Source organism: Pseudomonas putida (assembly GCF_001636055.1).
GTDB classification, from domain to species: Bacteria; Pseudomonadota; Gammaproteobacteria; order Pseudomonadales; family Pseudomonadaceae; genus Aquipseudomonas; species Aquipseudomonas machongensis.
On the sequence record NZ_CP011789.1, the window covers coordinates 3,406,662 to 3,431,197 of the forward strand.

Here is a 24,536-nt window from a genome sequence, read left to right on the forward strand (position 1 = left end):
ACCGCCCCTTGTGGGGGCGGGCTGGCCTCGCAATCACCGGGCAAGCCGGTGCCAGATACTGCGGTGCTGCAATCGCGGGCCCAGCCCGCACCCACAAGGTTCGCGCCAAATCAATGAGTGACCCGCTGCAGCGCCTGCCCGTCGTGCCACCAGGCCGCGAGGCTGAACACATCCGGGGCTTTGAGGATGCTGAAGTGGTTGCCAGGCCCATGCCACACCGCCAGTTGCGGCAGCAGGCGCTGCCAACCGACAAGCATCGCCGCCTGTTCGCGCTTGTTGCCGGCCGCATCCAGAGTCGCATCGGCCACCAGCACCAGGCTGGCCGGGCCGCTGTAGCCGACCTGCGCCGGGTACGGCGTACGCAGCGCGCTGGAGAAGGTGCGGGCGATCCCGTGCAACGCCCTGACAGAAGAACGCGCCGGCATCAGCCCGCCGCGAACCATGGCCTGGTGCAAGCGTTCGAGTTGCTGCTCATCGTCCAGTGCGGCAAAGGCCTGGCGGTCGATTTCCAGCGAGCGCCCACTGGCCAGCTGCAACGATTCGATCAGCCGGTCCAACGCTGCTCCTGCGGTGTAGGGCCGACCGCAGACGCTGTTGCCACCGGGTGACTCGCTGTCGATCAAGGTCAGTGAGCGCACCTCCCGCCCCTGTGCCTGAAAACGCACCGCCATGGCATGCGCTACCCAGCCGCCAAAGGAATGCCCGACCAGGTTCAACGGCCCCTGCGGGTACAGCGCTTCGATGGCCTGGACATGGCAGGCCGCCGCGGCGTCGATGCTGCTGTGCGGTGTGGCGGTGCCATCCAGGCCACGCGCTTGCAGGCCGTACACCGGCCAGTCAGCGCCCAGGGCCTCGGCCAGGCCGATGAAGCTGGTCACGCTATCGCCGGCCCCCGGCACGCAGAACAGCGGCGCATGACCGCCCTGCCCGCTCTGGATCGCCACCAGCGGCTGATACGCCGCCCGCGGTTTCTCGCCGATACCCGCGCGGGCCGCCTGCAGCGCCGTGCCGAGCGCGCGGCCCAGCACCTGCACGTGCGGCGCCTGCATCATGCTCAGGTGATCGCCCGGCACCTCGATGCACCGCACCTGACCGGCGGGCACCGTGCGCTCCCAACCAAGCAATGGCTGATCACCGTGACGCTGCACGCCTTGTTCGGCGCGCAGCAAGTGGATGGCGATGCCCAGCGGTTCGGGACGGTAATGGGCCATGGCATGTCCGTGGGCAATTTCGCGTTCGAAGAACAGCTTCAGCTCGTCATCGCTTGCAGCGACAAGTTCCGCATACAGCAAGCCCTGTTCACGGCAGGCGGCGAGCAAGGTGGTGAAGTCGGCCTGGCCATCGTCCAAGGTATTGACCCTGGCCAGTTGCTGCGCGCCTGCGGTGCCGAGCCCCTGCCAGTGTCCGGCGCAGTGCAGCAGCAGTTGCTGTTGCAACAGGCGCGCACCCTGCCAGCGTGCCTTGCCCTGGTCGACCAGGCGTGGCTGCCACGTGTCGATCAAGCCCAGGAACTCGACCTGCTCGTCCGCCCCCAGCAGTTGCGCGGCGATTTCATAGGCCAGCAAGCCGCCGAACGACCAGCCGGCAAGCCGGTAAGGGCCGTGAGGCTGTACCCGGCGGATCCGCTCCAGTTGCGCGCGGGCCAGGGCCTCGAGGGTGTCCGGCTGCGCCTCGCCCAGGGCCAGGCCCGGCACGCCATAGATCGGGAAGTCACCCTCCAGTTGCTGGCCCAGTACCGGGAAGTAGAAGTCCATGCCGCTGAATTCGTGGATCAGGAACAGTGCCGGTGCGTCGCCCTCGGCGCGCACGCACACCAGGTCCGTCTGCGGTGTCGCCACCTGCAGATGCTCGGCCAATGCCGCCACGCTGGCATGCTGGAACAGCTCGGCGAGCGATACCTGCAGCCCCTGTTCGCGCAACAGGCCCACCAGGCGGATGGCCAATAGCGAATGACCGCCCAGGGCGAAGAAGCTGTCATGCCGCCCCACCTGCCCGATCTCCAGCACCTGCGCCCAGAGCGCCGCGAGCTGTTGTTCCAGCGCGGTGGCTGGTGCCTCGTAACGGCTCTCGGCAAGGTCCTGCATCGCCGGACGCGGCAGCGCCTTGCGGTCGATCTTGCCATTGTTGGTCAACGGCAGCGCATCGAGCACGATGCAGGCCGACGGCACCATGTACGGTGGCAACCGTCCCTGTAGCCAACCCCGCACAGCGGCGGCATCGAGGTTCGGGTCTGTGCGGGTAAACCAGGCCACCAGCCGAGCCGGCCCCTGCGTCAGGGTCAGCGCCATGACCACCACTTCGCCAATGCCCGGCCACAGCGCCAGCTGCTGCTCGACTTCGCCCAGCTCGATACGGAAACCGCGGATCTTCACCTGGTCGTCGTTGCGCCCCAGGCACTCCAACTGGCCGTCGTCGCGCCAGCGGCCCAGATCGCCGGTACGGTACAGGCGTGCGCCAGGCTGCGGGCTGAACGGGTCGTCGATAAAGCGCTCGGCGGTGAGTTCCGGGCGATTGAGGTAGCCCAGCGCCACGCCGTCGCCACCGATGTACAACTCACCTACCGCCCCCAGCGGCAGCGGGCGCAGGTGCGCGTCCAGCACATGCACCTGGGTACTGCCGACCGGTCCCCCGATCGGCACCAGCTCGGCGTCGGTCGGCACATGGCGAACCTGCCCGGCGGTGGCATAGGTGGTGGTTTCGGTCGGCCCATAGCAGTGCACCAGGCGCAAGTCCGGTGCCTGCGCCAGCAAGCTGCGGAACGCTGCCGGATCGGCTCGCTCGCCACCGCACAGCAGCACGCGCAACCCTGCCAGCACGTCAGGGATCATCTGCACGTACTGGTTGAACAACGCCGTGGTGACGAACAGCACTGTCGCGCCCCCTTCACGCAGGGCCACGCCCAGACGCACAGGGTCGAGCAAGGTGTCATGGTCGATCACCAACACCTGGCCGCCATTGAGCAGCGCACCCCAGACATCCATGGTGCTGGCGTCGAACGCGGGGTTGGAGGCGAAAGCGATACGGTCCTGGGCGCTGAAGTCGGCGTAGCCATCGTTGAGCACCAGGCGAGCGATGCCACGATGGGGCACGCGCACGCCCTTGGGCGTGCCGGTGGAGCCGGAGGTGTACATGACGTAGGCGACCGTATCCCCACCCTGGGCCAGCCCTGGGTTGTGACCGGGCTGACGGTTAAGGTCCAGACGATCGAGATCGATGCGGCGCGCGCGGTAGCTCAGGGTCGCCGAGCTGTCGCAGATCAGCGCTACGGCCTGGCAGTCCTGCACCATGAAGCCCTGTCGCTCGGCCGGCGCATGGATGTCCAGCGGCACGTAGGCCGCACCGCACTTGGCGACGGCCAGCTGGGCCTGGAGCAATCCCAACGAACGCGGCAGCAGGATCGCCACATGATCGCCCGGCGCCACGCCTTGCTCGATCAGGTGATGAGCCAGGCGGTTGGCCTGCTCGTTGAGCTCGCCGTAGGTCAGGCTATGCGCCCCGTCACGGGCGGCGATGGACAATGGATGCCGTGCGACCTGTTGTTCGAACAGACGATGCACTGGCAAGTCGCGCGGGTAGTCGCGCGTGGTCGCGTTGAAGGCCTCGCGCAACTGCCGGGCCTCGGCCAGCGGCACCACGCTCAGGCGCTCGAGCCCTTCGCAGGCGCTGGTCTCAAGCGCCTGCAGCAGCAGGTGCAGGGCATGCTCCACGTAGCTGCAGATCCGCCGGGCGTCGATGCCCTGTGCGGTTTGCGCGGTCAGCTCGAACGCCAGGCCCAGGTCATCGACGCTCAACGCCAACGGGTAGTTGCTGCGCTCGTGCGCCTCGACCAGCTCGATGCCCTCCCAGGCCTTGCGCGCCGCCTCGCCCTGCCCGGCCAGCGAGCCATGGCGATAGTTGAGCAATGCATTGAACAACGCGGCACCCGTAGGCAAGCCACTGCAGCGCTGGGCTAGCGCCAGGCGAGCGTGCTCATGGGCCAGCAGGCCGGTCAGGCGTTGGTGGGCTTGCTGCAAGGCTGCCAACACGGGCTGTCCGGCAAGGTCCAGGCGCAGTGGCAAGGTATTGATGTAGACGCCCAAGGCGCGCTCGGCGCCCTCGCCACCCTGCAGCCGACCGAGCAGCACGGTGCCGAATACCACGCTGTCGCGCCCGCTCAGTTGCCCGAGCACCTGTGCCCAGGCCAGGTGCAACAGGCTGGCAGCGCTGACGTTATGGCGTCGCGCCTGTTCGCGGATCCGCAGGTTCAGCGCATGGTCGAGGCGCTGATGGTGCTGCGCCAAGGCGTCCTGGTGTGGCGTTGCATAACCGCCGTAAGGCAGGGTCGGTTCGTCGATGTCGGCCAGTTGCTCGCGGAAGAAGGCTTCATGGGCTGCCTCGCCCGCCCCACGCTGCAGTTGGGCGATGTAGTTGCGGTAAGGCACCGCCGCTGGCAGGGCATGAGCCTGCTCTAGCAGGCAGGCTTGCAGTTCGCTGCGCAACACCTCGAGCGCCACGTGATCCATGACCAGATGGTGGAACAGCAGCGTGGCGCTGATTCGGCCGGTGCTCGGCTCGGTACGGTGTACCAGGCGCAACAGCGGTGCGCGGGCCAGGTCGAAGCGACGAGGCTCGATGGCATCGCCCTCCTGTACGACATCCAGCGGAGCACGGCGCCAGACCACCTGCACAGGCTCAGCCAGGCCGTCCCAGTGGAAGGCGCTGCGCAGGATATCGTTGCGCGCGATCACTTGATCCAAGGCGCGGTGCAGCGCCTGCAAACGACCACGGTCGGCGAGCAGGAAACGCACCTCCAGCACGTAGGCCGCCTCACCTTCACCGGCCAGATGGTGATAGAGCATGCCCGCCTGCAGCGGCCCGAGCGGATAGATGTCCTGGACATTGGCGGTACCGCCAGCCACCTGGCCGACGATACGATCGATCGCCTCTTGCGTCAGCGTCACCAGCGGCAGCAGCTCAGGCGTGATGTGCGGGCAGTCGGCGGTGATGCGGTTGGCAGGCACCTGCACCTGGTCGAGGGTCTCGACCGTCGCAGCCAGGGCCGCCAGGTTCGGCTCGGTGAACAGCCCCTGGATATCCAAGGCCAACCCGCGGGCGCGCAGGCGAGCGACCAGTGTCACGGCCAGCAGCGAATGGCCGCCCAATTCGAAGAAGTTGTCGTGTCGCCCTACCCGCTCCACACCCAGCAACTCGCCCCACAACTCGGCGAGCAGGCGCTCGTTATCACCTTCGGGGGCCTGGTAGGCCTGGCCTTGCAAGGCTTCGACGGCGGGAATCGGCAGGGCCTTGCGGTCCAGCTTGCCGTTGGGGCTCAGCGGCAGTGCAGGCAGATGCACGAACTGTGCAGGCACCATGAACTCGGGTAGTTGAGCCTGCAACTGCCCCTTCAATGTGTCTGCCGTGTGCACAGCTCCGGTGTAGTACGCCACCAGGCGCTTGCCGGCGGGCGGCAAGTCCAGGGCCAGTACAGCGGCCTCCTTGATGCCTTCTATGCGGGTCAGGCAGGCCTGGATCTCGCCCAGTTCGATGCGCAGGCCGCGGATCTTCACCTGGTCGTCGTTGCGCCCCAGGTACTCCAGGGTGCCGTCGGCCAGGTGCCGGGCCAGATCCCCGGTGCGGTACAGGCGTGCGCCGGGACGGGTGCTGAACGGATCTTCGATGAAGCGCTCGGCACTCAGCTGCTCGCGGTTCAGATAGCCACGAGCAACCTGCACGCCGCCGATGTAGAGCTCGCCGGCAACGCCCTGCGGCACTGGCTGGCCCTGGGCGTCGAGCACGTACAGCGTAGTGTTGGCGATCGGTTTGCCGATCGGGGTGTTGTCCGGGGTCTGTTCCAGTGGCTCGGCGCAATGCCAGGCACTGACGTCCACTGCCGCTTCGGTCGGGCCATACAAGTTGTGCAGCTCGACGCTCGGCAACTGCGCCTTGAAGCGCCGCACCAGGCTGCCGGGCAACGCTTCGCCGCTGCACAGCACCCGGCGTAGCGCTGCAGGCTCGGCATCACCATAGGCGAGGAACACATCGAGCATCGAAGGGACGAAATGCAGGGTCGTTACCGATTCGGCTGCGATCACCTGGCGCAGGTAACCCGGGTCACGGTGCCCGCCTGGGCGTGCCATCACCAGTTGTGCGCCGGTCTGCAAAGGCCAGAAGAACTCCCACACCGACACATCGAAGCTGAACGGGGTCTTCTGCAGGACTACGTCATCAGCGCCCAAGCCATAGGCGTCCTGGGTCCAGAGCAGGCGATTGACCACCCCGGCGTGCTCGTTCATCACACCCTTCGGCAGGCCGGTGGAGCCGGAGGTGTAGATCACGTAGGCCAGGTGTTGCGGGGTAAGGCCCGCCACCTGGGGGTTGTCGCTGGAAAGCGTTTGCCACACAGGCTCATCCAGATCGATTTGCGGCACATCGAACGCCGCCAGCATCTCGCGAGTCGCCGCATGCCCCAGCACCGCCACCGGCGCGCTGTCGGTGAGCATATGGCGGATACGATCGGCCGGGTAATCCGGGTCAACCGGCACATAGGCGCCGCCGGCCTTGAGGATCGCCAGCAAGCCGATGACCATCGAAGCGCTGCGCTCTACGCAGATCGCCACGCGATCGTCCGGCTGCACCCCGAGTGCAATCAGGTAATGGGCCAGACGGTTGGCCTCGGCGTTCAGTGCGCGGTAGGTCAACTGTCCGGTTTCGGCACGCAGGGCGATGCGTTCGGGCGTGCGTTCGACCTGGGCCTCGATCATCCCGTGCACCGTCTGCTCCAGGTCGTAGCCTACGGCGGTGTCGTTGTAGTCGACCAACAGTCGACGACGCTCCTGCGCATCCGGCAGGGCAACGCTTGCCAGCACCGCGCCGTCGCTGCCGGCCATGGCCCACAGCAGTTGCTCCAGATAGCCGCAGTAGCGCTCCACCGTGGCCCGGTCGAACAACGCGGTGGCATAGCTCAATGCGCCGCCGAAACCATCTGCGGTCTCGCCCAGGCTCAGGCTCAGGTCGAACTTGGCAAAGCCCTGCCCTTGGCCGAGGTTGCGCAGGCTCAGGCCATCCAGCCCGGCGGCGAAATCATGACCGCCCTCCCACTCCAGCGACACCTGGTACAGCGGCGTGTGGGCCAGGCTGCGCGATGGCCTGATCAGGTCCACCACCTGCTCGAACGGCAGGTCCTGATGCTCCTGTGCGGCCAGTACCTGGGCCTTGACCCGCGCCAGCAAGGTGCCGACATCCGGCGCATCTGCCAGGTCCAGGCGGATGGCCAGGGAGTTCACGAACAGCCCGATCACCCCTTCGACCTCAGCCTGCCGACGTCCGGCCACCGGCGTACCGATCACCACCTCGCCCTGCCCCGACAAACGAGCCAGCAGCACCGACCAGGCGCCCATGAACAGCATGAACGGCGTGACCTGGTGGCGCTTGCACAGGGCCTTGAGATCGTCTGCCAGTCGGGCGTCGAGGCGTATACGCACGCTGTCGCCTGCGTAATCCTGGCGCACCGGACGCGGTCGGTCGGTCGGCAGGCTCAGCAGCGCAGGTGCACCGGCCAGGTTGTTGCGCCAGAACTCGCCTTGGCGCTGCAGCGCCTCGCCCTGCAGCCAACGGTGCTGCCACATCGCGTAATCGCCATACTGGATCGGCAACGGCGCAAGCCGCGCCTCGCGGCCTTCACGCAAGGCCTGGTACAGCGCGCTCAGCTCACGGGTCAGCACGCCCATCGACCAGCCATCGGCGACGATATGGTGCAGTGTCAGCAGCAGTACATGATGCTGTGGCGCCACCTGCAGCAGGCGAGCGCGAAGCGGCAATGCCTCGCCAAGCGCGAACGGCCGCGCAGCTTCTTCACGCACCAGCGCACGCAGGCGCTGCTCATCGGCCCCCAGCACCTGCTCGCGCTGCACCACCAGGCGCTGCGCCGACAACCGCACCCGCGGCTCGCCATCGACCTCGAAGAACTCGCTGCGCAGCGCCTCGTGACGCTCGACCAGTGCCACCAGGGCCTGTACCAAGGCGTCGGCATCCAGCTCGCCGCACAGCTCCAGCGCCAGGGGAATGTTGTAGGCCTGGCTGGCTCCGTTCATCTGTGCCAGGAACCACAGGCGCTGCTGGGCGAACGACAACGGCAGCGCCTGCTCGCGTGCCACCGCGAGCACCGGCGGCAGCTCACTGCGCGCAGCCCCCGCCACCACCTCGGCCATCGCCGCCAGTTCGGCCTGGGCGAACAGCGTCCCCAGCGTCAGCTCCACGCCGAGTCGCTGACGAACCTGGGCAACCAGACGCATGGCCAGCAACGAGTGACCGCCCAGCTCGAAGAAGTGATCATGCCGCCCGACCCGCTCGACCTGCAGCAACCCCTGCCAGATCTGCGCCAGGGTCTGCTCCAGCTCGCCCTGGGGCGCCTCGAAGCGACGCTCGAACAGGTCGGCGCGGGTGGGTGCCGGCAGCGCCCGGCGATCGAGCTTGCCGTTGGCCGTCAGCGGCAGCGACTCGAGCCGCACGAAGGCCACCGGCACCATGTAATCGGGCAAGTGCGCCTGCAGCTGTGTACGCAGTTGTGCAGGCGCGGCCACCTCGACGCTGTCCTGGCCAGTGAAGTAGGCCACCAGCCGCGGCTGCCCCGGCTGGTCCTCACGGGCCAGCACCACGGCTTCGTTGATGCCTGGCAGGGCTGCCAGGCGGCTTTCGATCTCACCCAGCTCGATGCGCACGCCACGGATCTTCACCTGGTCGTCGTTGCGCCCGAGGTAGTCGAGGGTGCCGTCATCCAGCCAGCGCACCAGGTCGCCAGTACGGTACATGCGGGCGCCCGGCTGAGGGCTGAACGGGTCATCGAGAAAACGCTCGGCCGTCATCTGTGCACGGTTCAGGTAACCACGGGCAACCCCGGCGCCACCAATGTACAGCTCGCCGGCCACCCCCTGCGCCACCGGCTGGTGGTGCGCATCAAGCACGTAGAGCCGGGCGTTATCGACCGGTGCGCCGATGTGCAGCACGCCGCCAGGCACCATCGCCCCGGAGCTTGCGACCACCGTGGCTTCGGTGGGCCCGTAATTGTTGATCACGGCAAATCCGGGGTGACGGGTGAACTGCCGCAGGCGGTCACCACCGATCAGCAGGGTGCGCAGGGTCGGGTGATCGATCTGGTGGCTGAAGGCGTATTCGGCCACCGGCGTCGGCAGGAAACTGACATCCAGCGGGCAGCCGCGCCACCAGGCGAGCAAAGCGTCGATGTCCTCGCCCTGTTCGCTTGGCGGCGCGATATGCAGGGTCGCCCCGGCGCACAGGGCCGGCCAGACTTCCCAGGCCATGGCATCGAAGCCGAAGCCGGCCAGGCTCGAGGTGTGACGCCCCTGGCACAGGTCGAAGGCGCGGCAATGCCAGTCGATCAGGTTGTTGAGGGTCCGATGTTCGACCATCACGCCCTTGGGCAGGCCGGTGGAACCGGAGGTGTAGATCACGTAGGCCAGGTTGTCGACAGCCAGGCCATCGACCTGCGGGGCGTGCTCGCTCGACGGCCAGTCCGCCCGATCGAGTTCGACCACCGGTGCCGGGCATTGGCCCAGGCGCGCGCGCAGATCGTGCTGGGTCAGCACCACGCTCGGGGCGCTGTCATCGAGCAGATAGGCGATGCGTTCGTCGGGATGCGCGGGGTCGATCGGCACGTAACCCGCGCCGGCCTTGAGGATCGCCACCAGGCCGACCAGGGTGTCCAGACCTCGCCGGGCCAGTATCGCCACGCGGTCTTCAGGCTGCACACCGAGCATGACCAGGCGTTGAGCCAGTGCATTGGCACGCAGTTCCAGCTCACCGTAGCTCAGCGCGATGCCTGCGCAGGTGGCGGCCACGGCATCGGGCTGCTGGCGGGCCTGGAGCTGGATGCGCTGGTGCACCGTGAGCACGGTTTCGGTTTCACCCGGGCGGTCGTTGAAGGTCTCGAGTACTCGCTCGCGCTCGACAGCGGGCAGCATGTCCAGCCGATCGACATTCAGCCCTGGGTTCTGTGCCAGGGCCTGTACCAGGCTTTCGAGGGTTTTCTCGAGATAGGCGCAAACCCGCTGCTTCGGCACTTCGGCCGTTGCCAGCAAGGTCAGGCGCAGGGCATCGCCCAGGTCGTCGACACTCAGGGTCAGCGGATAGTTGGTGCGCTCTTCGCTGGTCAGTACGTCGATGCCCTCCCACGCCGCACGGGCCTGGCCATCGGTAACCGGCGCACTGTGCCGGTAGTTGAGCAAGGCGTTGAACAATGGCGTCGGCGCGGCTACGCCGCTGCAACGCTGGGCCAGGGCCAGCGGCGCGTGCTCGTGGCGCATCAGGGTGGTCAGGCGCTGGTGAGTGGCCTTGACCGCCGTGATCAGGTCCAGGCCAGCCAGGTCCACCCGCAGTGGCAAGGTATTGATGAAAATGCCCAGTGCACGGTCGTTGGCCTCCGCGCCCATCAGGCGGCCCATCAAAACCGTGCCGAACACCACCTGCTCGCGCCCGGTCAGGCCACCCAGCACCCGCGCCCAGGCCAGGTGGAACAGGCTTGCCAGGCTCACGCCCAGCGCCCGTGCCTGGCTGCGCAGGCCGTCGCACAGGGCCGGCGCCAGGCTCAGGCTTTCTTCGTGCGGCGCGCTGCCGTCACCCTGCACGTCCTGCAGGCCGTAGGCCAGCGTCGGCTCGACGATATCCCCCAGTTGCTCGCGGAAAAACGCCTCGTGCTGCGCCTGGCTGACGCCGAGCAGGGCCTGGCCGACGTAATTGCGAAACGGTACTGCCGCGCCCAACAGGTGGCCATCGCCGCGTAACACGGCCTGCATTTCGTGACGCACCACCTCGAGGGCGCTGTGGTCCATGGCGATATGGTGGAACTGCAGCGTGGCCTGCACACGACCATCGCTGGCCGCAGGCTCGCAGTGCAGGCGGATCAGCGGTGCCTGGCCGAGGTCGATACGCTCGTCCAGGGGCAGGCCGCGGGACACCTGCAGCCGGGCCTCGCGCCAGACCACCTGCAGCGGCGCCTCGAGCCCCTGCCAGTGCACCGAGGTGCGCAGGATATCGTGGCGGTCGATCACCGCCTGCAGCGCCTCGACGAACGCCTGCAGATGGGCCTGGCTGGCAAAGGCGAAGCGCGACTGCATCACGTAAGGATCGCTGCCCTCTGCGCTGGCGTGATGATAGAGAATGCCCTGCTGCAAGGGCGCCAGCGGGTAGATGTCCTGCACGTTGGCATGGCCGCCGGGAATCTGCCCGACCAGCGCATCGATGGCCGCCTGGTCGAGCTCGACCAGGTTGAGCAGTGCCGGGGTGATCCGCGTGCAGTCGGCCGGGATGGCGTTGGCCGGAGCGCCGACATTGCCGGCCCTGGCCACGTACTCACCGCGCTCGAGCAGCGCGATCAGCGCCGGTTTGTGTTCACGCAGGCGCGCCACCAGGCTCGCATCGGTCAGCGCCTGGCGGTTGCCCTGGACCACCAGCTGGCCATCCTTGAGCGCCAGCTGGATATCGTTGGCTGACAATGTCGCCAGTAGGTCGTTGATGCTCACAGGACGATCTCCATTCTGTCTGTGATGGCGGCATAGCCTGCCAAGGTCGGTTGTTCGAACAGCGCGCGCACATCGGCCTCCAGGCCCTCCTGGCGCAGGCGGGCGGTCAGGGTCACCGCCAGCAGCGAGTGGCCACCCAGTTCGAAGAAGTTGTCGTGCCGCCCTACTCGCTCCACACCCAGCAGCTCACTCCAGAGCGTGGCCAGCAGCTGCTCGGTATCGCCCTCTGGCGCCTCGTAGGGACGCGCATCGGCCACGGCGGCGGCCGGCAGCGCCTTGCGGTCGAGCTTGCCGTTGGGGCTCAGCGGCAAGGCGTCCAGGTGCATGAACAGCGCCGGAACCATGAATTCCGGCAGTTGCGCCGACAGCTGCTGGCGCATGCCCTCGACGGGCTGCACGGCACCGGTGTAATAGGCGACCAGGCGCTGATCCACCGCCAGCACCACCGCCTCCTTGATCCCCGCAATGCGGGTCAGGCAGGCCTGGATCTCGCCCAGTTCGATGCGCAGGCCGCGGATCTTGACTTGGTCGTCGTTACGCCCCAGGTACTCCAGGGTGCCATCGGCCAGGTGCCGGGCCAGGTCCCCGGTGCGATACAGGCGTGCGCCAGGACGGGTGCTGAACGGGTCTTCGAGGAAGCGCTCGGCACTCAGTTGCTCGCGGTTCAGATAACCGCGGGCAACCTGTACGCCTCCGATATATAGCTCACCGGCAACGCCCTGTGGCACCGGCTGGCCTTGGGCGTCGAGCACGTACAACGTGGTGTTGGCGATCGGTTTGCCGATCGGGGTGTTGTCCGGGGTCTGTTCCAGTGGCTCGGCGCAATGCCAGGCACTGACGTCCACTGCCGCTTCGGTCGGGCCATACAAGTTGTGCAGCTCGACGCTGGGCAACTGCGCCTTGAAGCGCCGCACCAGGCTGCCGGGCAACGCTTCACCACTGCACAGCACGCGCTTGAGGCGTGCGGCCTGCAAGTCGCCGTGGGCGAGGAAGACATCGAGCATCGACGGCACGAAGTGCAGGGTCGTGATGCCACGCTCGGCGATGACATCAGCCAGGTACTGCGGATCGCGATGGCCGCCCGGGCACGCCATCACCAGTTGTGCGCCGGTCTGCAGCGGCCAGAAGAACTCCCACACCGACACGTCGAAGCTGAACGGGGTTTTCTGTAGCACTACGTCATCAGCGCCCAGGCCATAGGCGTCCTGGGTCCAGAGCAGGCGGTTGACCACCCCGGCGTGCTCGTTCATCACGCCTTTCGGCAGGCCGGTGGAGCCGGAGGTGTAGATCACGTAGGCCAGGTGTTGCGGCGTAAGGCCCACAACCTGGGGGTTGTCGCTGGAAAGGGCTTGCCACACCGGTACATCCAGATCGACTTGCGGCACCTCGAACGCCGCCAGCATCTCGCGAGTCGCCGCATGCCCCAACACCGCAACTGGCGCGCTGTCGGTGAGCATATGGCGGATACGATCGGCCGGGTAATCCGGGTCAACCGGCACATAGGCGCCGCCGGCCTTGAGGATCGCCAGCAAGCCGATGACCATCGCCGGGCTGCGCTCGACGCAGATCGCCACACGGTCGTCCGGCTGCACCCCGAGTGCAATCAGGTGATGGGCCAGACGGTTGGCCTCGGCGTTCAACGTGCGGTAGCTCAGTTGGCGTTGCTCGGCGATCAGAGCGATGCGCTCAGGCGTGCGCTCGACCTGGGCCTCGATCATCCCGTGCACCGTCTGCTCCAGGTCGTAGCCTACGGCGGTGTCGTTGAAGCCAACCAGCAGGCGCTGGCGCTCTTCGTGTTCCAGCACCGGCAGTTGGTTCAGCGCCAGGTCGGGCTGACGCTCAAGGGCATCCACCAGGCCCGTCAGCACCTGCTGCAGCTGCCCGCAGACCCGCTCGGCCCCTACCGCAGGCAGTACCTGCACGGTCAGGCGCAGGCCATCGCCCAGGTCATCCACGTTCAGGCTCAAGGGGTAGTTGGTGCGTTCTTCGCTGGCCAGTGTCTCTATACCCTGCCAGGCCTGACGCTGGATTTCGGTCTCGGCAGCGCTGGCGCTGTGCCGGTAGTTGAGCATGGCGCTGAACAGCGGCACTGGTGCGACCACGCCACTGCAACGCTGGGCCAGGGCCAGCGAGGCATGCTCGTGGATCAGCAGCGCGCTCAGCCGTGCGTGGGTGGCACGCACGCCTTCACGTACGCCGAGCCCCGCCAGGTCAACGCGCAGTGGCAAGGTGTTGATGAACATGCCCAGACCGTGCCCGCTGCCTGCACCACCTTGCATGCGTCCCAGCAGTACCGTGCCGAACACCACGTTGTCGCGACCACTGGCACTGCCCAACAGACGTGCCCACGCCAGGTGCAGCAGGCTGGCAGTGCTCACGCCGAGCTGGCGTGCCTGGCTGCGCAGGCGCTGGTTCAGGTCAGGGTCCAGATGCACCTGGGCCTGCTCGATACGGCGCACGTCACCCTGTGTGTCACGCAGGCCGAACGGCAGGGTTGGCTCGTCGATATCGGCCAGTTGTTCGCGGAAGAACGCCTCGTGCTCGGCCTCGCTGATACCGAGGCGCGCCTGGGCCACGTAGTTGCGGTACGGCACGGCGGGCTCGCTCGGCGCGGGTAGCCCGCGGAGGTAACCGAGCATCTCTGCGCGCACCACCTCAAGCGCCGTGTGGTCGAGCACCAGGTGATGGAACTGCAAGGTCGCCTCGATGCGCTCCCCTGCACGGCGATAGAGCAGGCGCACCAGCGGCGCCTGGTTCAGCGCCAGGGTGTCGAAACGCTGCGCAGGCTCGTTGGCGATGTCGATCACCGGCAGTTGGGCATGGCGCCAGACCACCTGCAACGGCTGCGCCAGTCCTTCCCACAGCACTGCGGTGCGCAGGATATCGTGACGGGCGATGACGCTTTCCAGTGCGCCGGCAAACGCCTGCAGTCGCGCCGGGCTGTCGAATACCAGCTGCGATTGCAGCAGGTACGGGTCGGCTCCGGCGGCGCTCAGGTGATGGTAGAGAATGCCTTCCTGTAGCGGCGCGAGGGGGTAGATGTCCTGCACATTGGCCGCGCCGCCGGGTACGCTTGCCACCACACGGTCGATGGCGGCCTGGTCCAGTTCGATCAGGCTGAGCAGGTCGGGTGTGATACGGGTACAGCCGGGTGCAATGCGATTGACCGGCACCTGTACCTGACAGACCTGGCCAAGCGCTGCGGCCAGCGCCGCCACGCTCGGTTGGCTGAACAGCAAGCGCACATCGGCCTCCAGGCCCTGCTGGCGCAGGCGCTCGATCAGGCTGACCGCGAGCAGCGAATGCCCACCCAGTTCAAAGAAGTTGTCATGCCGCCCTACCCGCTCCAGGCCCAGCAGCTCGGCCCAGACCTGCGCCATGACCTGCTCGGTCTCGCCCTGCGGGGCTGCATAGGCCGCCACCGGCAGATCGGCTGGATCCGGGTCTGGCAGCGCCCTGCGGTCGAGCTTGCCATGACTGGTCAGCGGCAAGGCCTCCAAGCGGATGAACGCCAACGGCACCAGGTGGCTCGGCAGGCTGGCCTGCAAGGCCTGGCGCAGGCCATCGACCGGCGCGTTCGCGGTGTACCAGGCCAGCAGCCGCTCGCCGCGCACCAGTACCACGGCGTCACGTACGCCAGGCTGGGCGGCCACGGCCGCTTCGATCTCGCCAAGTTCTACGCGCACACCACGTATCTTTACCTGGTCGTCGTTACGCCCGAGGTAGTCGAGGGTGCCATCGGCGTTCCAGCGCACCAGGTCGCCACTGCGGTACATCCGCGCTCCAGCCCTTGAGCTGAACGGATCGGCGACGAAACGTTGCTCGGTCAGTTCGGGCCGGTTCAGGTAGCCGCGGGCAACCCCGTCGCCTCCGATGTACAGCTCGCCCGCCGCGCCGACCGGCACCGGCTGACGACGTTCGTCGAGCACATAGACCTGGGTATTGGCGATGGCGCTGCCGATGTGCAGTGCGCGACCGACCTGCACCTGCCCCGAGGTGGCGACCACGGTCGTTTCGGTCGGGCCGTAGTTATTGATCACGGCAAAGCCTGGATCACGCTCGAACTGGCGCAGACGGTCACCGCCGATCAGCAGCGTCCGCAGGCTGGCGTGCTGACGCTCGCGGCGCAGGGCCTGCTCGGCTACCGGGGTTGGCAGGAAGCTGACCTGCAGCGGTTGCTGCAACCACCAGTCGAGCAAGGCATCGACCTGTTCGTTGGCAAGTGTTACGGGCGGCAGGTGCACCACGGCGCCGGCGCACAAGGCCGGCCAGACTTCCCAGGCCATGGCGTCGAAACCGAAGCCGGCCACGCTGGAGGTGTGGCTACCGGCGCGCAGGGCAAAGGCCTCGCAGTGCCAGTGCACCAGGTTGGCCAGGGTACGGTGCTCGACCATCACGCCCTTGGGCTGGCCCGTAGATCCGGAGGTATAGACCACATAGGCAAGCGCATCCGCGGCAAGGCCCGGCACCTGCGGGTCATGCTCGGCAGCGGACTGCCAGTCGCCCTGGTCCAGGTCCAGGCGTGCGACGTGTGGCGGCAAGCCGTGCTGGTGCGTGTCGGCGAGCACCAGTGCCGGGGCGCTGTCCTCGAGCAGATAGGCAATACGCTCGGCAGGGTAACCAGGGTCGACGGGCACATAGGCGCCGCCGGCCTTGAGCACCGCCAGCAGTGCCACCAGGCGCTGCGGCGTGCGCGGCAGGCACAAGGCAACCCGGGCGCCAGGCCGAACGCCCAGGGCGATCAGGTGGTGGGCCAGGCGGTTGGCGGCACGATTGAGCTCGCCATAGCTGAGCCCTTCTTCGCCTTGCACCGCCGCTTGAGCCTGGGGTGATCGAGCCGCGCAGGCCTCGACCAGCGCATGCACGGTCTGGCCCTGCGGATAATCACGGGCAGGAGGGTTGAAATCGACCAGCAGGCGGCGACGTTCATCGGCGCCCAGCACCGACAGGTCATCCAGCCGTGTACTCGGCGCCTGCTCCAGCGCCTCGACCAGTTGCGCGATGCTGTTGGCCATCCACTGCGCGACACGCTCGGCGCCGATGTCCGCGACGGCCAGCACGCTCAGGCTGAACCCCTCACCCAGGTCATCGACGCTCAAGGTCAGCGGATAGTTGCTGCGCTCCTCGCCACCCAGAAGGCGCACGCCCTGCCAGATACCCTCGCCATCGCGTGGGGCATCGGCAGCGCTGTGGCGGTAGTTGAGCAAGGCGCTGAACAGCGGTTGTCCGGCCGGTACGCCACTGCAACGCTGGGCCATGGCCAACGACGCATGCTCATGGCCCAGCAATGCAGACAAACGGGCATGGGTGGCACGCACCGCTTCGGCCACCGCCACCTGGGTGTCGACCCGCAGCGGCAAGGTGTTGATGAACACGCCCAGTGCCCGGTCGGCACCCTCGCCGCCTTGCAGGCGGCCCATCAGCACTGTGCCGAACACCACCTCACTGCGATTGGCCAGCACGCCGAGCAGGCGCGCCCAGGCCAGGTGCATCAGGCTCGCGGCGCTCACGCCCAGGGTACGCGCCTGGTCGCGCAGGCGTCGGGCGAGCGCGCCATCGAGGGCCTGGTGCGCCTCGGCGATGCCGTGCCCTTCGCCCTGCACATCCTGCTGGGCAAATGGCAGGGTCGGCTCGTCGATATCACCGAGCATGTCGCGGAAGAACGCCTCGGCGCCCGCCGCATCGCTGCCCAGGCGCGCCTGGGCCACGTAGTTGCGGTAGGGCACCGGCGCATTCAGCTTGGCTACATCGCCGAACAGCAGGGTGTGCATTTCGGCGCCAACCACGTCCATCGCAGTGTGGTCGAGGGCCAGATGGTGGAACAACAGGATTGCCACGACCTGACCGTTGCGCAGGTCCTGGCTGTAGACCAGGCGCATCAACGGTGCCTGGGACAGGTCGATCCGATGCTGACGGGCGTCGAAGCGCGCCTGCAATTGGTCGATGACCTCGCCTTCGCCCTCCAGCTCGACCGGCACCACGGCCAGCTTCGCCTGGCGCCACACCAGCTGCACCGGCTGCGCCAGGCCTTCCCAGATCAGCGAGGTGCGCAGGATGTCGTGCCGGTCAATGACCTGCTGCAAGGCATCAGCCCAGGTCTGCAGGCGCTCGAGGGTGTCGAAGGCCAGGCGTGACTGCAGCAGGTAGGGATCGCCCTGGCCGGCACTCAGGTGGTGGTAGAGAATGCCTTCCTGCAACGGGGCAAGGGGGTAGATTTCCTGCACATTGGCAGCCCCGCCCGGTACCGTGGCGACGATGCGCTCGATGGTGGCCTGGTCCAGCTCGACCAAGCTGAGCATCTCGGGGGTGATCTGCGAGGCGTCGGCCGGTACGCGGTTATCCGGCACCCGCACCTCGCGCCCGCTGCCCACCGCAGCGGCCAGTGCGGCGAGGGTCGGCTGGGCGAACAGCACGCGCACATCGGCGGCCAGGCCGACCTTGCGCATGCGCTCGATCAGGCTGACAGCCAGTAGCGAATGGCCACCCAGCTCGAAGAAGTGATCGTGCCGGCCAACACGCTCGACCTTGAGCACATCGGCCCAGATCGCCGCCAGCGCGATCTCCACCTCGCCCTCCGGCGCGGCGAAGGCACGACTCACCACCGCGGCCTGGCCCGGTTGCGGCAACGCCTGGCGATCCAGCTTGCCGTTGGCGGTCAACGGCCACTGGCCAACATGGACATAGGCCGACGGCAGCATGTAGTCGGGCAACTGGCCTTGCAACTGCGCATGCAGCACGGTGATCGGCGGGACGCGGCCTTCAGTGCTGAACCAGGCCACCAGGCGCTTGTCGCCCGGGGCTTCTTCACGCACCAGTACCACGGCTTCCTGTACCCCGGCGCACGCTGCGAGACGCGCTTCGATCTCACCCAGCTCGATACGGAAGCCGCGCAGCTTGACCTGTTGGTCGTTACGGCCCAGGTAACGCAAGGTGCCATCAGCCTGCCAACTGACCAGGTCGCCGCTGCGGTACAGGCGCGCGCCTGGCGTCTCGCTGAATGGGTCTTCGAAGAAGCGCTCGGCGGTCAACGCCGGCTGATTCAGGTAACCCAGGGCAACCCCATCTCCGCCGATATACAGCTCACCGACGGCACCGATCGGCACTGGCTGGCGCCGGGCATCGAGCACATAGCAAAGGCTGTTGCCGATCGGCCGGCCAATCGGGATCCCCCCCTCGCCCACTGCGAGGATTTCATGGGTGGTACTGAAGGTCGTGGCTTCGGTCGGGCCATACCCATTGAGCAGGTGCGCCGGAGCGCCTTCGCGCAGTACACGGGCAATCACCTGGGGGTCGAGCACATCACCGCCGACCATCAGGTACCGCAGCGACCGGAACACCGGCAGCAGGTGCGCGGCGTACTGGTGGAACAACCCGGCGGTCAGCCACAGCACCGTGACTTGATGCTCCAGCAATGCCTGGCCCAGGGCCTCGTGCGACAGCACCTGATGCTGATCGATCACCACCACGCGCCCGCCGTTGAGCAGCGGCGCCCAGACCTCCAGGGTGCTGGCGTCGAATGCCGGGTTGGAAGCAAAGGCTATGCGGTCATCGCCTTGCAGGTCGGCGAAGCCGTTGTTGATGACCAGCCGCACGATCGAGCGATGGGCCACCAGCACACCCTTGGGCAGGCCGGTAGAGCCGGAGGTGTACATGATGTAGGCCGCAGCCCGCGCATCCACGACAACGTCCAGGCCATGGGCGGGATAGGCTGCGAGCTCCAGCGTATCCAGCTCTACCCGGCGCGTTGCGCCGACCTGCGGTTGATCGGCCTGGGTCAGCAACAGCGTGGCGCGGCTGTCTTCGAGCATGAACGCCTGACGCTCGGCGGGCGCATTGGCATCCAGTGGCACATAGACCGCGCCGCACTTGATCACGGCCAACTGGCTGGCCAGCAGGTCGAAGGAGCGCGGCAGCAGCAGCGCCACACGGTGCCCCGGGCGCACGCCCAGTTCCAGCAGGTGACGAGCCAGCCGGTTGGCGTGCTGATCGAGCTCGCCGTAACGCCACTGGCGCTGACCGTGCACCACGGCAACCGCGTCCGGGGTCTGGGCGGCGCGCGCCTCGAACAAGCTCTGCACCGCGTGTTCGCGTGGGTAGGCGCGGCTGGTGGCGTTGAATCCGTACAGCACCTGCTCGCGCGCCTCGGGCGACAGGCAGGACACCGCATGCAGGGGTGTTTCCGGAACAGTCTCCAGGGCATCGGCCAAGTTCGCCAGGGCGCTGCCGAGCAAGGCGCAGACCTGAGTGCCATCGACCTGCGGCACAGCCTGCACGGTCAGTTCCAGCCCCTGCCCCAGATCGTCGACGTTGACCACCAGCGGATAGTTGCTGCGCTCACGCGAGGCCAACAGCTCGATGCCCGACCAACCCAGGCCGTCCCCTGCGCCTTTGGCGCTGCTGTGGCGGAAGTTGAGCAAACTGGTGAACAGCGCCTGGGACCCCGGCACACCGCTGCAACGCTGGGCCTGCGCCAGCGATGCCTGCTCGTGACCGAGCAGGCGTGCCAGGCGCTGATGGGTACGACGCACACCCTCGGCGGCGCCAACGGCATCGACACTGACCCGCAGCGGCAAGGTGTTGATGAACATGCCCAGCGCCCGATCTGCCCCGGCGCCGCCCTGCAGGCGTCCCAGCAGCACAGTACCGAACACCACCTCGCTGCGCCCGCTCAGTTGCGCCAATACCTGCCCCCAGGCCTGGTGCACCAGGCTGGCGACGCTCACTCCCAGCGCGCGGGCCTGCACGCGCAGGCGCCCGGCCAGTGTGGCGTCCAGCGCCTGGTGGCTGTCGATCACCTCCACGCCATTGCCCTGCACATCGCGCAGGCCGAAGACCTCGGTCGGCTCGTCGATATCTGCCAGCATCTCGCGGAACATCGCTTCATCGGCCGCAGGATCGGCATCCAGTCGCGCACGCGCCACATAGTTGCGGTACGGCACGCTGTCGATGTGCACTGGCTGGCCCTGCAGTGCAGCACCCACCTCGGCCACCAGCCGTTCGACGGCGGTATGGTCGAGCAGGATATGGTGCAGCAACAAGGTCGCCTCCAGGCGCTCACCCTGGGCATGGCGCACCAGTTGCAGCAACGGCGCGCACGTGAGGTCCAGGCGCTGCAGGTCGGCGTGCTCTGTCACGCGCAGCTGCGCGTGGCGATGCACCACCTGCACCGCTTCCTGCAGCCCCTCCCAGTGCAGGCTGGTGCGCAGGATATCGTGGCGGGCGATCACCGCATCCAGCGCCTTGACGAAGCCTTGCAGCTCCACTTCACCGGCAAAGGCGAAGCGTGCCCGCAGCACGTAAGGGTCGGCCCCGGAACTGGCCAGGTGGTGGTAGAGGATGCCCTGCTGCAGTGGTGCCAGGCCGTAGATGTCCTGGACATTGGCAGGACCGCCCGGGATACCGGCGGTCAATGCGTCGATCTCATCCTGGCTGAGGTTGGCCAGTGGCAGCATCTGCGGTTCGATGCGCCGGCAGTTCGCCGGAATGCGATTGATCGGCACCTGCGCCGGTAGATCGGCGCTCACCGCAGCCGCCAGTGCCGACAAGGTCGGTTGGCCGAACAGCACGCGCACATCGGCCGCCAGTTCCTGCTGGCGCATGCGCTCCACCAGCTTGACCGCCAGCAGCGAGTGGCCGCCCAGCTCGAAGAAGTTGTCGTGCCGACCGACCTGCTCAAGGCCCAGCAACTGTTGCCAGATGGCCGCGATGCGTTGCTCCACCTCGCCGTGCGGCGCTTCGAAGGCGCGACGGGCAAAGGCCTCGCCATCGGGCTCGGGCAAGGCGTTGCGGTCGAGCTTGCCATTGGCGGTCAGCGGGAAGCTCTCCAGGCGCACGAAGGCCGCCGGTACCATGTACTCGGCCAAGTGGCTCAGCAGGCTGTCACGCAGTGCCGCCGCATCGGGCTCGGCGCCTGCCGCGGCCAGCCAGTAGGCGACTAGGCGCTGCTCGCCGGCGCTGTCGCGGCGCGCCATAACCACGGCCTCGCGCACACCTTCACACGCCGCCAGGCGTGCCTCGATCTCCCCCAGCTCGATGCGAAAACCGCGGATCTTCACCTGGTCGTCGTTGCGGCCCAGGTAATCCAGGCTGCCATCGGCGGCCCAGCGCGCCAGGTCGCCGGTCTTGTACAGACGCCCGCCAGGGTTGAACGGGTCGGCGATAAAGCGCTCGGCACTGAGCGCCTCACGATTCAGATAGCCGCGGGCGACACCGGCACCCCCCACGTACAGCTCGCCGGTGACACCGGTCGGCACAGGCTGACGGCAGGCGTCCAGCACATACAGTTGCAAGTCGGGAATACGTGAACCGATGGGGCTTACCCCCACCAGTTGCGCATCGGCCGCCTGCAGCGGGCGGTAGGTGACGTGCACGGTAGTTTCGGTAATGCCGTACATGTTCACCAGGCGCGTGCCGGCATTGCCGATGCGTGCATACCAGGGCTTGAGCAGCCCGGGCTCCAACGCCTCACCGCCGAAGATCACCTGGCGCAGGGAATGCTGCAGTTCGCTGCGTTCCTGCGCCGCGATCAGTTGGCGGAAGGCGCTGGGAGTCTGGTTGAGGACGCTGACGCCGGTGCGGCAAAGCAAGGCGTAGCACTCGTCCGGCGAGCGACTGATGCGTTGCGGCACGATCAGCAACTGGCCACCGAAGGCCAGCGCTCCCCAGATTTCCCAGACCGAGAAATCGAAGGCGAAGGAGTGGAACAGCGCCCAGGTGTCCTGGCGGTTGAAGGCGAACCAGTCGTGGGTCGCCGAGAACAGGCGCGAGACATTGCCATGCTCGACCATCACGCCCTTGGGCAGGCCGGTGGAGCCGGAGGTGTAGATCACATAGGCCAGGTGCGAAGGCAGCAGCCCAGCGAGCATCGGATTGCCGGTGGGCTGTAGCTGCAGCGACGGGTCGTCCAGGTCGATCACCGGCGCCGCCACCTCACCCAACAGCGCCAGGCTGTCCGCCTGGGTGAGGATGGCCCGCGGGGCACTGTCGCTCAAGGTGAAGGCAATACGCTCGGCAGGATAGGCCGGGTCGATCGGCACATAGCCCGCACCGGCCTTGAGCACGCCCAACAGGCCGACCAGCATGCCCAGGCCACGCTCGACGCAGATTGCCACGCGGTCATCCGGGCCGATGCCCATTGCGATCAGGCGGTGAGCGAGCTGGTTGGCACGCTGGTTGAGCTCGCCGTAGCTCAGGCTCTGCTGCTCGAAGATCAGCGCCGTATCCTGCGGACGCGCCTGGGCGTGGGCCTCGAAACGCTGGTGCAGCAACGGCGTCAGGGCGAACTCGAGCAAGGGGCGGTTCTGGCCATGGATCAGTTGCTCGCGCTCGTCGGCGGGCAGGATATCGATGCCGTTCAGCGGCGCGTCTGGATCGCTGTCCAGAGCCTCGACGATCTGCTCGAGCGCCCGCGCCAGGTAACCCGCGATACGCTGGGCGCCTAGCCCGCCAGTGACCAGGGCGGTGATGCGCAGGTCCTCGCCAAGGTCGTCGATATTGATCGTCAGTGGGTAGTTGGTGCGCTCTTCGGCGCCCAGCACCTGGATACCAGGGGCGATGTCGATAACTTCGGCAGCGTCGGCGGCATCGCTATGGCGATAGTTGAGGACGGTGTTGAACAGCGGCGCAGGCGCCGCCACCGCACTGCAGCGCTGGGCCAGTGCCAGCGGCGCCTGTTCATGACCGAGCACGCCGGTCAGGCGCGTGTGAGTCGCCTGCAGCCCTTGGCGCACGCTGTGCTCGCCAACGTCAATGCGCAGCGGCAAGGTGTTGATGAACATGCCCAGCGCCTGTTCGCCGCCCTCGCCGACCTCCATGCGCCCGAGCAGCACGGTGCCGAACACCACCGCCTCGCGCCCGGACAACTGGCCCAGGACCCGGGCCAGGCCCAGGTGAGCGATGGCCGCAGGGCTCACACCCAAGCGGCGTGCCTGGGCGCGCAGGCGCAGGCTCAGCCCGCGCTCGAGGGTCAGGCGGGCTTCCTCCACGGCCTGATCCTCGACGTCGGCCACGCCGAAGGCCAGGGTAGGTTCGTCGATATCGGCCAGCATCGCGGTGAAGAACGCTTCATGCGCCGGCACGTCCAGCGCCTGGCGCGCCTGCGCAAGGAGGTTGCGAAACGGCACCGCCGGCCCAACCTGCTCGGCATTGCCAGCCAGCCAGGCGCCGATCTCGCGGCGCACGATGTCGAGTGCGGTGTGGTCCATCACCGTGTGGTGGAACAGTAACAGGGCGACGACCTCCTCGCCCGTGCCCCGGGCATGCACCAGGCGCAGCAGCGGTGCCTGGCGCAGGTCGAGGCGATAGTGGCGGGTGTCGTGCAATCTGCGCAATTGCGCCAACGGCTCGTCCTGGCCAGGCAGTTGCAGCGCTTCGCGCGCCAGCGGTGCTTCGCGCCAGACCACTTGCACCGGCTCGTCCAGGCGTTCCCAGTACATCGAGGTGCGCAGGATGTCGTGGCGCTGGATCACCCAGTCCAGCGCATCGGCGAAGGCATCCAGGTGTGCCTGGTCGGCAAAGCGCAGTTGTGCCTGCAAGAGATAGGGGTCGCCCGCATCGGCGGACAGGTGGTGGTAGAGCATGCCCTCCTGCAGCGGCGCCAGGGGATAGATGTCCTGTACGTTGGCAGCGCCGCCGGGAATGCTGGCGACAATGCGGTCGATGGCCTGCTGGTCCAGGTCCACCAGCGGCAGCATCTGCGGGGTAATCTTGAACGCCGGGCTCAGCCAGTCGTCGTGCTGCCGGGCGAGCATCTCCAGCAACGCCGGCTTGTGTGCGGCCAATGCGTCCCACAGGGCGTCATCCAGGGCATCGTCGTCACCATGGACGACGAGGTCCTGATCGTCACGCTGAAGTCGGATCGCACGGGTGGAGAGCACAGCCATCAGTTCGCTGAAGCGCATGGGTAAGCATCCTGCTTTTGCCAGTCGGAAATGGCGCCACGCTAAAGGATCGGGGGTGCGAGGGGTGACAGGGTAAGGGGGGACAAAGCACGGACTGCCAAAAAAGGAATAAGAATATGAATTC

Annotated in this window: 2 protein-coding genes; both read right to left on the bottom strand. The window is 67.3% G+C overall.

Annotation, left to right across the window (positions count from 1 at the left end; genetic code table 11):
• Nucleotides 1-110: 110 nt before the first annotated feature.
• Nucleotides 111-11,513, bottom strand: coding sequence for a non-ribosomal peptide synthetase (locus AB688_RS15145; protein WP_063544970.1), 11,403 nt, complete (start codon nucleotides 11,511-11,513; stop codon nucleotides 111-113).
• Nucleotides 11,510-24,412, bottom strand: a complete 12,903-nt coding sequence (locus AB688_RS15150) for a non-ribosomal peptide synthetase (protein ID WP_063544971.1) — start codon at nucleotides 24,410-24,412, stop codon at nucleotides 11,510-11,512. The genes AB688_RS15145 and AB688_RS15150 overlap by 4 nt, the downstream gene beginning before the upstream one ends.
• Between the last annotated feature and the right edge of the window lie 124 nt (nucleotides 24,413-24,536).

What these genes read in the sequence shown, in the direction of transcription:
- AB688_RS15150 (WP_063544971.1), bottom strand. Translation starts at nt 24,412, where the DNA reads ATGCGCTTCAGCGAACTGATGGCTGTGCTCTCCACCCGTGCGATCCGA.